This window comes from Bacillus niameyensis (genome assembly GCF_001375535.1).
Lineage (GTDB): Bacteria > Bacillota > Bacilli > Bacillales > Bacillaceae_C > Lederbergia > Lederbergia niameyensis.
The window spans coordinates 616,570-629,315 of record NZ_LN831197.1; the positions used below are offsets into that span (position 1 = coordinate 616,570).

15 protein-coding genes are annotated in these 12,746 nt (G+C 35.9%); all 15 read left to right on the forward strand.

From position 1 onward, the window contains the following. On the forward strand, positions 1-216 hold the full coding sequence (locus BN1243_RS03040; protein WP_154669791.1) for a DUF5359 family protein: 216 nt from the start codon (positions 1-3) through the stop codon (positions 214-216). Beyond that, positions 213-1,043, forward strand: coding sequence for a (d)CMP kinase (gene cmk / locus BN1243_RS03045; RefSeq protein ID WP_084781792.1), 831 nt, complete (start codon positions 213-215; stop codon positions 1,041-1,043). The genes BN1243_RS03040 and cmk overlap by 4 nt, the downstream gene beginning before the upstream one ends. Then, positions 1,040-1,627 carry a lysophospholipid acyltransferase family protein gene (locus BN1243_RS03050; RefSeq protein ID WP_062104793.1) on the forward strand — a complete coding sequence of 196 codons (588 nt, stop codon included), beginning with the start codon at positions 1,040-1,042 and terminating at the stop codon, positions 1,625-1,627. Before cmk ends, BN1243_RS03050 begins: the two co-directional genes overlap by 4 nt. Positions 1,628-1,773: 146 nt before the next feature. Continuing rightward, complete coding sequence (gene rpsA, locus BN1243_RS03055; RefSeq protein ID WP_062104794.1) at positions 1,774-2,910, forward strand: 30S ribosomal protein S1; 1,137 nt, start codon at positions 1,774-1,776, stop codon at positions 2,908-2,910. An 85-nt stretch (positions 2,911-2,995) separates the two neighbouring features. After that, positions 2,996-3,592: a YphA family membrane protein gene (locus BN1243_RS03060; protein WP_062104795.1), complete on the forward strand. Its 597-nt coding sequence runs from the start codon at positions 2,996-2,998 to the stop codon at positions 3,590-3,592. Positions 3,593-3,777: 185 nt separating this feature from the next. After that, the gene (der, locus tag BN1243_RS03065) at positions 3,778-5,088 is read left to right on the forward strand and encodes a ribosome biogenesis GTPase Der (protein ID WP_062104796.1); all 1,311 of its coding nucleotides are present in this window, start codon (positions 3,778-3,780) and stop codon (positions 5,086-5,088) included. Positions 5,089-5,096: 8 nt separating this feature from the next. Continuing rightward, the gene (locus BN1243_RS03070; RefSeq protein WP_062104797.1) at positions 5,097-6,152 is read left to right on the forward strand and encodes an NAD(P)H-dependent glycerol-3-phosphate dehydrogenase; all 1,056 of its coding nucleotides are present in this window, start codon (positions 5,097-5,099) and stop codon (positions 6,150-6,152) included. Positions 6,153-6,411: 259 nt separating this feature from the next. Then, positions 6,412-6,612 carry a DUF2768 domain-containing protein gene (locus BN1243_RS03075; protein WP_062104798.1) on the forward strand — a complete coding sequence of 67 codons (201 nt, stop codon included), beginning with the start codon at positions 6,412-6,414 and terminating at the stop codon, positions 6,610-6,612. Between the two features lie 20 nt (positions 6,613-6,632). After that, positions 6,633-7,352, forward strand: a complete 720-nt coding sequence (locus BN1243_RS03080) for a hypothetical protein (protein ID WP_062104799.1) — start codon at positions 6,633-6,635, stop codon at positions 7,350-7,352. Between the two features lie 133 nt (positions 7,353-7,485). Then, positions 7,486-8,964, forward strand: coding sequence for a stage IV sporulation protein A (gene spoIVA, locus BN1243_RS03085; protein ID WP_062104800.1), 1,479 nt, complete (start codon positions 7,486-7,488; stop codon positions 8,962-8,964). A gap of 245 nt (positions 8,965-9,209) precedes the next feature. Further along, positions 9,210-9,482 carry an HU family DNA-binding protein gene (locus BN1243_RS03090; RefSeq protein WP_062104801.1) on the forward strand — a complete coding sequence of 91 codons (273 nt, stop codon included), beginning with the start codon at positions 9,210-9,212 and terminating at the stop codon, positions 9,480-9,482. A 180-nt stretch (positions 9,483-9,662) separates the two neighbouring features. Beyond that, entirely contained in the window at positions 9,663-9,896 is a 234-nt protein-coding gene (gene mtrB, locus BN1243_RS03095; protein ID WP_062104802.1) for a trp RNA-binding attenuation protein MtrB, read from the forward strand. Positions 9,897-10,168: 272 nt separating this feature from the next. Further along, the gene (locus tag BN1243_RS03100; protein WP_230200090.1) at positions 10,169-10,975 is read left to right on the forward strand and encodes a heptaprenyl diphosphate synthase component 1; all 807 of its coding nucleotides are present in this window, start codon (positions 10,169-10,171) and stop codon (positions 10,973-10,975) included. A 32-nt stretch (positions 10,976-11,007) separates the two neighbouring features. Beyond that, complete coding sequence (locus BN1243_RS03105) at positions 11,008-11,712, forward strand: demethylmenaquinone methyltransferase (protein WP_062104804.1); 705 nt, start codon at positions 11,008-11,010, stop codon at positions 11,710-11,712. Positions 11,713-11,728: 16 nt separating this feature from the next. After that, positions 11,729-12,691: a heptaprenyl diphosphate synthase component II gene (gene hepT / locus BN1243_RS03110; RefSeq protein WP_062104805.1), complete on the forward strand. Its 963-nt coding sequence runs from the start codon at positions 11,729-11,731 to the stop codon at positions 12,689-12,691. Positions 12,692-12,746: the final 55 nt, after the last annotated feature.

A 12,746-nucleotide genomic window follows, 5' to 3' on the forward strand; every position in this document is an offset into this window, starting at 1 on the left:
ATGATAAGGAAAAACGGAGTTAACAATATGAGAACTTTAGACCGGATATTATTAAAACTCGTTCTCGTGCACCTAGTCTTCCTTATCGTTGTTCAACTCTCTTTCCATCATGTGAGTTTGTTTGAATATACGAATAAATTAATCCAATATGAAGGTGTTTCAGGGATTGAGGAACAACCAAAGCAAGATGTCTTTCGAATGAAGGAGAATGAATGAAAAGGCTACTCTTTATTTTAAGGGTAGCTTTTTCAATTCTTCTAATTTTTATATCCTATTCAAATTTATTTTTTAAGGATTACGACTTGTTCTATGGTAAAATAAGAACAACAATTAATTTACAATTTAAGCAGGTGAGGGATTTGGAAGATAAAAAGATAAGCATCGCTATTGATGGACCTGCAGGAGCAGGGAAAAGTACAGTCGCAAAAATTGTTGCAGAAAAATTAGGATATATATATGTTGACACAGGAGCGATGTATAGAGCACTAACATACAAAGCGGTTCAAAGTAATATTAATGTTACTAATGAGCAAGAATTATCAGAACTGTTAGCTGAGACAGCGATTGAATTGAAACCATCAGAAAATGGTCAACTTGTTTTTGTAGATGGGTTAGATGTATCTAATGAAATTCGCACAGAAGCTGTAACAACCAAAGTTTCTACAGTTGCTGCACATGGTCAAATTAGGGAAAACATGGTATCCCGTCAGAAAAAAATGGGCGAGAATGGTGGCATCATTATGGATGGTCGCGATATTGGGACCGAAGTATTGCCCCATGCAGAATTGAAAATATTTTTAGTTGCGAGCGTGGAAATTAGAGCAGAAAGAAGACATTTGGAAAACAAACAAAAAGGATTTCCTTCGAACTTAGAAAAGTTAAAGAGCGAAATTAAATTACGTGATCAGCAAGATTCAGAACGTAAAATTTCTCCATTAAGAAAAGCGGAAGATGCAGTTGAAATTGATACTTCTGCACTTTCAATTGGTGAGGTTGCTGAACGGATATACGACCTTGCTTGTGAAAGGATGGAAGAACAGTGAGTTTTTACGGATTTGCTAGGGCGGTTGTAAAAGGAATTTTAAAACCGCTTTATAGAATTGAAATTAAGGGTCGTGAAAAGTTCCCTAAAGAAGGCGGCGTGTTACTTTGCTCCAATCATATTAGTAACTTAGATCCGCCTGTCGTTGGCAGTTGTGCACCTAGACCTGTACATTTTATGGCAAAAGCAGAACTATTTCAAAATGCTGGAAGCAGAAAACTAATGGAGGCGATTAATGCTTTTCCCGTTAAAAGGGGAATGAGTGATCGTGAAGCATTGAGAACAGGTTTAAAATTGTTAAAAGAGGATAATGTTGTCGGTCTTTTTCCTGAAGGGACTAGAAGTAAGACGGGAGAACTAGGAAAGGGTTTAGCTGGAGCGGGCTTTTTTGCTTTGAGATCGACGGCACACATTGTACCTTGTGCTATTATCGGCCCTTATAAACCTTTTAAAAAGCAAGTTGTCATTTTCGGAGAACCGATAGATTTTACTGAACAGCGTCAAAATAAGGTATCTGCGGATGTAGCAACTGAACTTATTATGCTAGAAATCCAAAAACTTATAGATGGTCACAAGATTAATTGAATATTTGGAAATTATGCAGTAGGAATTACTTGACAAAAGAATTCATTTATAAGAAGTTAGTAACAGGACAATTTGTAATTTTTAGTAAGGAAGGGATTTCATTTTTTAATCCTTGTATTTTTTAAAGTTGGATAGGAGGAGTACATATGCCCGAGGATATGAATGATATTGAAGTGAAGAATTTCTCTGAGGGAGATCAAGTGAAAGGAACCGTCACTAAAATTGAAGAAAAACAAGTCCTTGTCGATATCGAAGGAAGCAAATTGGATGGAATAATTCCTATTAGTGAGCTTTCTAGCCTTCATATAGAAAAGGCATCTGATGTTGTCAACGAGGGAGATATCCTTGATCTAATTGTAACGAAAGTGGAAGAGGAGCTACTTGTTCTTTCTAAACGTAGAGTAGACGCTGAGAATGCGTGGGCAACATTAGAACAACGGTTCCAAAACAATGAAGTATTTGACGCTGAAGTGAATGAAATTGTAAAAGGTGGTCTCGTTGTCGATTTAGGTGTTCGCGGGTTTGTCCCAGCATCGATGGTTGAAGATCATTATGTTGAAGATTTTTCTGAATATCAAGGAAAAACGCTTTCTTTTAAAATTGTTGAACTAGATAAAGAAAAAAATCGACTAATTTTATCACATCGAATTGTCGTGGAAGAAGAAAAAGAAAACGAGAAAAAAGCTGCTCTAGACAAACTGGAAGCAGGACAAGTTATAGAAGGTACAGTTCAAAGATTAACCGATTTTGGTGCTTTTGTTGATATTGGTGGGGTTGATGGACTTGTTCATATCTCCCAATTGTCACATCAACATGTCGATAAGCCAGCAGAAGTTGTAAGTGAAGGGGATAAAGTTCAGGTGAAGATCCTTTCTGTCGATCGAGATAATGAACGCATATCGCTTTCTATTAAGGAGACGTTACCAGGGCCATGGCAAAATATTTCTGAAAAGGCTCCAGTGGGCTCTGTATTAGAAGGGATTGTTAAGCGTCTTGTATCTTTCGGTGCGTTTGTTGAAGTTTTCCCTGGTGTAGAAGGGCTTGTTCATATCTCTCAAATTTCCCATAAACATATTGGTACCCCTCACGAAGTTTTAGAAGAGGGTGAAAAGGTTAAGGTTAAAGTACTTGATGTCAATGAAAGTGATCAACGCTTATCACTTAGTATTAAGGAACTTGAGGAACAGTTTAACCAACCGAAAGATTATGACTTACCTGAGGAATCTAAAGGTTTCCAGCTCAGTGATATGATTGGTGATAAATTAAAAGATTTCAATAAGTAAAATAAATGCCTTCCGATATATATTTCGGAAGGCATTTTTGATTAAATCTCTCGCTCATTCCCCATAATGAAAGAGAGGTGATTCTATGGCTGGGAATTTATTCTTTTTATTTATGTGGTGTCTATGGATTTATTTTACTTTTATGATGAATAAAAATAATAACATTCGATGGAAGGCAGCAGCATCTATTCTTATAATAATAATTTTTGTGCCTGTTAAAATGGATGTTGGACCATTAACTTTAAGTGGCCCTGCTTTATTTTTGCTTTTTGCTTGTTATTATATGGCAGCAAAATTTACTTTGAAGAAACAAATATATTTACTTTTTTCAGTGATCGCGCTAATGCTCGGGTATACTGGTTTTTTACTAATGGAACTATATGATCCTATTTGGGTGATAATAGACAGAAGAATAATATTATCATTTGTATTATTTGTGGTCGGCTATTTTATATATCCCACCTCTATCCGCTTGCGATTACTTTTTATCCTTCTTGGGGTTATACAAGGAGAGATCGTTTTTGCTATTATTTTGTCTAAATGGCAAATATCTTATATAATTGGAGCTCTCGAATCCTTTGATTTCCTTGCCATAGTAACTTTTTCAAATATAGTTCAACAGTTTTTTGCAAGTTTCCAATCACATATTAAATTACAGAAGGGGAAAAAGGCATTATATTAACCCTTCTAATCTAACATACCTTTTTCTGGAATAGTATGTTACGATTTCTTACAGAAGAAGGTATGAAATTTAGCTAGTATTGAATCCATCTCTGTGAATTGACACCAAGCTTTACTTAAGAAAAATTGAAATATCTTCCGTAAGTAAAATCAGTAGAATTTAGTTAGTAAAGTGAGTGATGAAAAATGAGTAAACCGACAGTTGCTATTGTAGGGCGCCCGAATGTTGGGAAATCAACAATTTTTAATCGAATTATCGGAGAGCGCATATCAATTGTTGAGGACACGCCAGGAGTAACGCGTGATCGAATATATGGAACAGGAGATTGGCTGACTCATGAATTTCATGTAATTGATACGGGCGGTATTGAGATTGGTGATGCGCCATTTTTAGAAGAAATCCGTGAGCAAGCAGAATTAGCTATTACAGAGTCCGATGTAATTATCTTTATTGCCAGCAGCCGAGAAGGAGTAACATCAGCTGATGAAGAAGTCGGGAAAATATTATTTCGCTCTAAAAAACCAGTTGTATTAGCTGTTAATAAAGTTGATAATCCAGAAATGAGATCGGATATTTATGAATTTTATTCATTAGGATTTGGAGAGCCATTTCCCATTTCTGGTTCACATGGCCTTGGACTAGGAGATTTATTGGATGAAGTAGTTAAGCATTTTCCGAAAGATGTTGAAGAAAATGAGGATGCTGATACTATCAAATTTAGTTTAATTGGCAGGCCAAATGTTGGGAAATCTTCACTTGTTAACTCTCTTCTTGGTGAGGAAAGAGTGATCGTTAGTGACATTGCCGGGACTACTAGGGATGCCATTGATTCCTTTTATGAATATGAAGACCAAAAGTTTATGATTATCGATACAGCAGGGATGCGCAAAAGAGGAAAGGTATATGAAAAAACCGAAAAGTATAGTGTGTTAAGGGCGTTAAAAGCGATTGATCGTTCTGATGTTGTTCTTGTCGTTTTAAACGGTGAAGAAGGTATACAAGAACAAGATAAGAAAATTGCAGGTTATGCACATGAAGCTGGTAGAGGGATTGTCATCGTTGTTAATAAATGGGATGCCATTGAAAAAGATGACAAGACGATGAAGAAGTTTGAGGAGAAAATCAGAGCTCACTTCCAATTTCTAGATTATGCACCGATCGTTTTTGTTTCGGCTAAAACTCGTCAAAGACTAACCACTCTTCCTCCTGTAATTAAGATGGTTAGTGAAAACCATTCACTGCGTGTGCAATCGAGCGTCCTGAATGAGGTGATTGCGGACGCTATCGCTATGAATCCAGCACCTTCCGATAAAGGGCGTCGATTAAAGATCTTATACACAACACAGGTTGGTGTAAAGCCTCCTACATTCGTTATATTTGTGAATGATCCTGAAATCATGCATTTCTCCTATGAAAGATTTTTAGAAAACCGAATCCGAGATGCTTTTGGGTTTGAAGGAACACCGATTAAAATTATTTCAAGAGAGAGAAAGTAGGGAAGAAATTGCAAAACAAGAAAGAAACAATTGCAATTATTGGGGCAGGAAGTTGGGGAACCGCACTTGCCTCAGTATTGGCAGATAATGAACATACTGTTCATCTTTGGACTCGTAATGAAGAACAGAAAAACGAAATAAACTCTGAACACACAAACCAAAAGTATCTACCTGGTACAAATTTATCGGAGAATATTATCGCTTACTCTTCACTTCAGCAGGCTCTTGAGGAGATTCGTACTGTTGTCATAGCTGTTCCTACGAAAGCAGTTAGGGAAGTTCTTAAAGATATAGTGAAGTTTCAAGAAAGTCCACTAACTTTTGTCCATGTTTCTAAAGGAATTGAGCCAGATACATTGCTTCGAATTTCTGAAATGATTGAACAGGAGATACCCGAAAAACTTCTTGAGGATCTTGTTGTATTATCAGGTCCTAGTCATGCCGAAGAGGTTATTTTACGACATCCTACAACTGTAACAGTTTCTTCTAAAAATATAAAGGCGGCTGAAAGGATTCAGGACTTATTTATGAATCTTTACTTCCGAGTTTACACAAATCCCGATATAATCGGTGTTGAAATCGGTGGGGCATTAAAAAACATTATTGCACTTGCTGCGGGGATTTCTGATGGGCTTGGGTTTGGTGATAATGCGAAAGCTGCCTTAATAACAAGAGGACTCGCGGAAATATCTCGTTTGGGAACAAAAATGGGTGCAAATCCTTTAACTTTTTCCGGACTTACTGGCATTGGTGATCTGATTGTTACTTGTACAAGCGTCCATTCACGAAATTGGCGAGCAGGTAATATGCTAGGTAAAGGGCAGAAATTAGAGGATGTTTTGGAGAATATGGGAATGGTTGTAGAAGGTGTTAGAACAACTAAAGCCGCTCATCAATTAGCACAAAAATACAACTGTAAAATGCCGATAACCGAAGCTCTTTATAAAACTTTATTCGAAGGCATTCATGCAAAAGATGCTGTTGAAACCTTAATGGGCAGATTAAAAACAAATGAGATGGAAGATCTTGTCGATATTTTAAGCGAACAAATGGAGCAACGATAGGCCATCGAGGATGCGATATCATTTTAAATGCATATAATGCTTTGAAGTAATAGCTTTAGCTTGTGGTGTGGGTATGGTTTATTGTCGACCATAATGCAATGATTTTTATTGCATTATGGTTTTTTTCTTTAAAAACGACATTTTAAATTTTGATTTTCGAAAAACTGCAACTTTTCAAAGGGATTTTCTTGTAATTTGTCATTTGTTAGATGGTATAATATCATTTAAATGAATTTGAGCATGCAATGGAGGAAAATAAATGTCAGTTTCAATGCAAAAAATGTGGATATCTATAATCGGCATGGGTTTATTCTTAGTTGCCATGTTTGCTATTTATATAACACGTTACAAACTTAAAAATAAATTTTTAAAGATTGTAACATCTATAGTAGCGTGGCTAAGTTTGATTGTAGGTGGAATAATCATGCTTTATATTGTGTTAGCAGGCCCCACCTATTGATTATGGGTTAGTTTGAAAGGATGAAACGATTAGTGAAGATTAAATCAATTTTTTCGCTCTGCTTCGTAGTTGTTTTTCTACTTACTGGTTGTATGTATCCTCAGGAAAGAAAAGTAGAAAACCAAATTCCTTACGAAGAACAACTTGAGTCTGTGCAAAATGCTGTTAACCGCTTTCAAGAGGCACAAGGTGGGATTTTGCCTATTAAAACTCGGGATCAAGACACACCGATATACATAAAATATCCAATTGACTTTTCAAGCTTAGTCCCTGGATACTTAGCTTCAGCTCCGGGAAACTCTTTTGAAAATGGAGGTATTTTCCAATACGTACTTATTGATGTTGAGGAGAATCCTACTGTAAAACTAGTTGATCTACGTATTGCTGAAAAAATAAGGGAGATAAAAATAAGAATACGTTCCCAAGGTTACCCGCCTTTTAAAGGATCGATTGCTGACAATGTCTTCGAATTGGATTTTTCAAAGCTTGGATATAAAAGTGAGCCTTATATCACATCACCGTATACACATAATAAGTTGTACTTTATCATAGATGGTAAAGGTGAGATCTATGTGGACTATATTAGTGATTTATATCTTAAACTAAAAGAGAGCAAGCATTCATTTAAACAAGGAGAAAATATAATTAGTATTCTTGAAGAAAATTCTCCGATCGTTCCTGCTTATTCTATGCCTTATACGATCGATGAAAACAATGAACCGATTTATATGAATAATTAGGAATAATCCTTCTTTCGCTCAATATAATGTGGAAGAAGGATTTTTAATTTGTATTTTATTATCGTCTATTAGAATCGGACAGACTCGAATTCTTTAGTTTGTCCCTTGGAACCTAATGATAGGAGGGAACCTCTTGGAAAAGGTGGATATTTTTAAAGACATTGCTGAAAGAACGGGCGGAGATATTTATTTGGGAGTAGTTGGAGCCGTTCGTACTGGTAAATCCACATTTATCAAAAAGTTTATGGAACTTGCTGTCTTGCCCCATATTAAAAACGAGGCAGACCGGATGCGGGCTCAAGATGAACTACCTCAGAGTGCTGCAGGACGGACCATTATGACAACTGAGCCAAAATTTGTACCTAACCAAGCAGTGACTGTTCAAGTTGAAGAGGGCCTGGAGGTCAATGTAAGGTTGGTTGATTGTGTAGGCTATACAGTGCCTGGAGCAAAAGGATACGAAGATGAAAACGGACCAAGAATGATTCACACACCTTGGTACGAAGAACCAATCTCATTCCACGAAGCAGCTGAAATAGGAACAAGAAAGGTTATTCAAGAGCATTCTGTTTTAGGCGTTGTTATTACGACAGATGGAACAATTGGTGAAATTCCTCGTTCCGATTATATTGAAGCTGAAGAACGTGTCATTGACGAATTAAAAGAAGTTGGTAAACCTTTTATTATGGTTATTAACTCTTCGAGGCCACATCATGCTGATACAGAAGCATTACGTAAAGAGCTTGAAGGAAAATATGACATCCCAGTCCTTGCTATGTCTGTGGAAAGTATGAGAGAAACAGATGTTATGAGTGTACTTCGAGAAGCTTTATATGAATTCCCCGTTCTTGAAGTCAACGTTAATTTACCTAGTTGGGTGATGGTCCTTCGAGATGAGCATTGGCTACGTACAAATTATCAAGAAGCTGTGAAAGAAACGGTGAAAGATATTAAACGTCTGCGTGACGTTGACAGGGTAGTTCAACAATTCTATGAATATGATTTTATTGATAATGCGGGACTTGCAGGAGTTGATATGGGGCAAGGTGTAGCAGAGATAGATTTGTTTGCTCCAGATGAACTTTATGACAATGTTTTAAAAGAAATTGTTGGAGTTGAGGTGCGGGGGAAAGATCATTTACTAGAGTTAATGCAGGATTTTGCAGACGCTAAGAGAGAATATGATCAAGTTTCTGATGCCTTAACGATGGTTAAGCAAACCGGATATGGTATTGCTGCCCCAACATTATCTGATATGAGTTTAGATGAACCAGAAATAATTAGACAGGGATCAAGATTTGGCGTTCGATTAAAGGCTGTGGCACCTTCTATTCATATGATCAAGGTAGATGTAGAGTCTGAATTTTCTCCGATTATAGGAACCGAAAAACAAAGCGAAGAGCTTGTACGATATTTAATGCAAGATTTTGAGGATGACCCATTATCAATTTGGAATTCCGATATTTTTGGTAGAAGTCTAAGTTCTTTAGTTAGGGAAGGTATTCAAGGTAAAATTGCTATGATGCCTGAAAATGCCCGATATAAATTAAAAGAAACTCTTGAAAGAATCATCAATGAAGGATCTGGCGGCTTAATAGCCATAATATTATAAGATTTAACCGTAAAGGATGCTGAATTGACGAAATTCGGCATCCTTTCCATTTTTCTCCTTAATAATTCTTGCTAAGATAAAATTAATATGTTAATCTTTTAAGCAGAATTGCTGATTTATCCCTTACACATCAGTGATTTACAGGATTTCTTTCAATGTATGTTTAGAAATCCTAAATTTTGTTCACAAATGTAATAGCACAGTTGCGGAACAAGATCTCTCTATTTTCGGAGGAGGTGAATGGTATGAACAAAACTGAACTTATTAATTCTGTTGCTGAAGCGGCTGAGCTTTCCAAAAAAGATGCAACTAAAGCAGTTGATGCTGTATTTCAAGCTATTCAAGATACACTAGCGAATGGTGATAAAGTAGCTTTGATTGGTTTTGGAAACTTTGAAGTGCGTGAACGTGCTGCTCGTAAAGGACGCAATCCACAAACGGGTGAAGAAATAGAAATTGCGGCAAGCAAAGTTCCGGCATTCAAACCAGGAAAAGCGCTTAAAGACGCTGTCAAATAATTACATACATTCATTTGAAAGTATGGAAAAGGAACTGTCTATTAGACAGTTCCTTTTTATTTAAAATTCAAATTATGTTACTATAAACAGATAAGAATTCTATACATCATCAGTCTAGTATGTTGATTAGTTATCAAGAAAAGTTTTTCGTCAATCATCTAAATGAATGAGGGGAAAATAATGAATAATGGGAATACACAATCTGACTTTATTATTATTAAGGCACAGCAAGATGGAGTGAACGTGATTGGTTTAACAAGAGGATCAGATACAAGATTTCACCATTCAGAAAAACTTGATGAAGGAGAGGTCATGATTGCACAGTTTACAGAACATACTTCTGCTATTAAAGTTAGAGGTAACGCTAAGATCATGACCTCTTTTGGTGAGATTGAAAGCGAAAAAACAAAATGACCTGGTACATGGGGATAACACTAACAAATAGGACGCCGAATATATTTGCTAGATGCAATAATTAACAACTAGCACATTTTTAGGCTTTTCCTACGTAGGTCACTAATTGACCCTAATTCTACTAGTTACAGGCGTATAATGTTTGATCTTTTACTTAAAAGACTTAGTCTCTCCCTAGATTTGAAACATTAGTTAATAGCTACTGAGCAACCTCTTTGCGTTTTCTTATCATCAATCACTATTATGTAAAACATTGTGTTATAATAAATTTTGTGCGTACAGCACCGATTTCATTAATTGTGAAAGAAATGAGGATTTCTGTTATGGCGGTTTGTATATATGAGCAACAACTAGATTATCTGAAAAATATATTAAAAAAAAGCAGTTTTCACCCGTATTTTAGTCAATATCTAAAACCGCCAGTTATTGATGAAGATAGAATACTGCTTTTAGCCTATACACTTCACGATGCCAGTCTGCCAAAGGATGAATATGAAACATATATTTCGGCTGCTATGCTCGCTCATTTTGCATTGGATATGCATGAAAGTGTAACGATGAGTGATACGACGTTAAAAGAAAAACAGCTCGGGATTTTGGCGGGTGACTATTATAGTGGGCAGTATTACAAATTGCTAGCCGGTTACAAAAATATTGAACTAATTAAAGTACTTGCAGAAGCAATAAAGTCAATAAATGAGCAGAAAATCTATCTATATGAGAATAAAGAAAAAAATATTGATTCCTTCATGAGTAGTGTTAAAGAGGTAGAGGCCTCTCTTTTAGCAAATTTCAGTCTATTTTTTACTCAATCATCGCTATACAGTGAATTTATAGAGGAATTTTTGTTTGTAAAAAAACTTGTCTTTGAAATGGAGAATTTGCTCATAGGGAAGCAAACTATTTTTACACATAACATTCGACAATGTACCTCATTGGAAAACTCCGAACTTTACGATGAGTGTCATAAATATTTGAATCAATCAAAAACAAAGCTTGATGAAATGATGATGTCCTTATCTTCCTTGCCTTCAATCGTCAAGGTGCGTTTGAATAACCTGACCAATCATTTTAAATAAATGTCAAGCTGATAGGTGGAGGAATTGTAAATATGCAATCCAAAGAAGAACGAGTTCATGGAGTATTTGAAAATATATATCAAAACTATGATAAAATGAATTCCATTATTAGTTTCCAACAACATAAAAAGTGGCGTAGAGAAACAATGAAAAAAATGGATGTTCGACTAGGACAAAGTGCTTTAGACCTTTGTTGTGGGACTGGCGACTGGACAATTTCTCTAGCTCAAACTGTTGGAGAGACTGGGCGCGTGGTTGGCCTTGATTTTAGCCAAAACATGTTAAAAGTCGCCAAAGAAAAAATAGCACAAGAACAATTGTCAAATGTTGAGCTTATTCAAGGAAATGCAATGGAATTACCTTTTGAAGATGATCAATTTGACTATGTAACGATTGGATTTGGGTTACGTAATGTACCTGATTATTTACAAGTTTTAAAAGAAATGCAGCGTGTTTTGAAACCAGGTGGAATGGCGGTCTGTCTTGAAACTTCGCAGCCAGTTATTCCAATATACCGAGAGCTTTATTATTTTTATTTCCGCTATATGATGCCACTTATGGGGAAGTATTTTGCTAAGAGCTTCAAGGAATATTCATGGCTTCAAGAATCTGCCCGAGATTTTCCGGGAATGGAAAAGTTAGCCCAAATGTTTTGGCAAGTAGGATTTGTGAACGTTATATACAAACCCTTTAGTGGTGGAGTCGCAGCAGCACATATTGGAATTAAAGAGAAATAAAGTCTAGGTGGAAAAAATGAAACTTAATCTACGAAATTCACCCTTAAAAGCTGATTTAGAATTAATTGAAAGAGAACTTGAAAAATCCATTCAGTCAGAGATGGGATTGCTGCAAGAAGCTTCAATTCAACTCCTAAAAGCTGGCGGAAAGAGAATCCGGCCTGCTTTTGTGCTTGTTTGTGCAAAGTTCGGTACATATGATATCCATTTTATAAAAAATACGGCTATTGCTTTGGAGCTTATCCATATGGCTTCGCTTGTCCATGATGACGTAATTGATAATGCTGACTTAAGAAGAGGTAAACCAACGATCAATTATAAATGGGATGACCGGATTGCTATGTATACAGGCGATTACATTTTAGCAAGATCTTTAGATTATATGACAAACATCCAAACTCCAGTTGCTCATCGTATTCTTGCAAAAGCAATTATCGAAGTTTGTCAGGGGGAAATAGAGCAAATTAAAGATAAATATCGTTTTGACCAAAATTTAAGAAATTATTTAAGAAGAATTAAAAGAAAAACGGCTTTATTAATTGCTGTAAGTTGTGAACTTGGAGCTGTTTCCGCTGGTGTAGATGAAAAGATATACCGTAAGTTGTACAGATTTGGTTACTATATTGGAATGTCCTATCAAATTACAGATGATATTTTAGATTTCACCGGTACGGAAGAATCGCTTGGTAAACCTGCAGGAGAAGATTTACGTCAAGGTAACATTACATTGCCTGCTTTATTTGCGATGAAGGACCAACACCTTAAATCAAAAATTATTGAAGTAGATGAACGGACTAGTAAGGAAGACATGCAGAAACTTATTTCAGCAATTACGCAATCAGGTGCCATAGAAAGATCCTACAAATTAAGTCAAAAGTATTTGGATAAAGCCACTTCCATTCTAACTGAATTGCCTTCTATACCTGCAAGAAAAATGTTGCAAGATATCGCAAAGTATATTGGAAAGAGAAAATATTAAATTCTAAAAAAAGAGAGTATTACATATACATATTTGCCATAATTTAGAAACAATG

What these genes read in the sequence shown, in the direction of transcription:
- BN1243_RS03040 (WP_154669791.1), top strand. Translation starts at nt 1, where the DNA reads ATGATAAGGAAAAACGGAGTTAACAATATGAGAACTTTAGACCGGATA.
- cmk (WP_084781792.1), top strand. Translation starts at nt 213, where the DNA reads ATGAAAAGGCTACTCTTTATTTTAAGGGTAGCTTTTTCAATTCTTCTA.
- rpsA (WP_062104794.1), top strand. Translation starts at nt 1,774, where the DNA reads ATGCCCGAGGATATGAATGATATTGAAGTGAAGAATTTCTCTGAGGGA.
- BN1243_RS03060 (WP_062104795.1), top strand. Translation starts at nt 2,996, where the DNA reads ATGGCTGGGAATTTATTCTTTTTATTTATGTGGTGTCTATGGATTTAT.
- der (WP_062104796.1), top strand. Translation starts at nt 3,778, where the DNA reads ATGAGTAAACCGACAGTTGCTATTGTAGGGCGCCCGAATGTTGGGAAA.
- BN1243_RS03075 (WP_062104798.1), top strand. Translation starts at nt 6,412, where the DNA reads ATGTCAGTTTCAATGCAAAAAATGTGGATATCTATAATCGGCATGGGT.
- BN1243_RS03080 (WP_062104799.1), top strand. Translation starts at nt 6,633, where the DNA reads ATGAAACGATTAGTGAAGATTAAATCAATTTTTTCGCTCTGCTTCGTA.
- BN1243_RS03090 (WP_062104801.1), top strand. Translation starts at nt 9,210, where the DNA reads ATGAACAAAACTGAACTTATTAATTCTGTTGCTGAAGCGGCTGAGCTT.
- mtrB (WP_062104802.1), top strand. Translation starts at nt 9,663, where the DNA reads ATGAATAATGGGAATACACAATCTGACTTTATTATTATTAAGGCACAG.
- BN1243_RS03105 (WP_062104804.1), top strand. Translation starts at nt 11,008, where the DNA reads ATGCAATCCAAAGAAGAACGAGTTCATGGAGTATTTGAAAATATATAT.
- hepT (WP_062104805.1), top strand. Translation starts at nt 11,729, where the DNA reads ATGAAACTTAATCTACGAAATTCACCCTTAAAAGCTGATTTAGAATTA.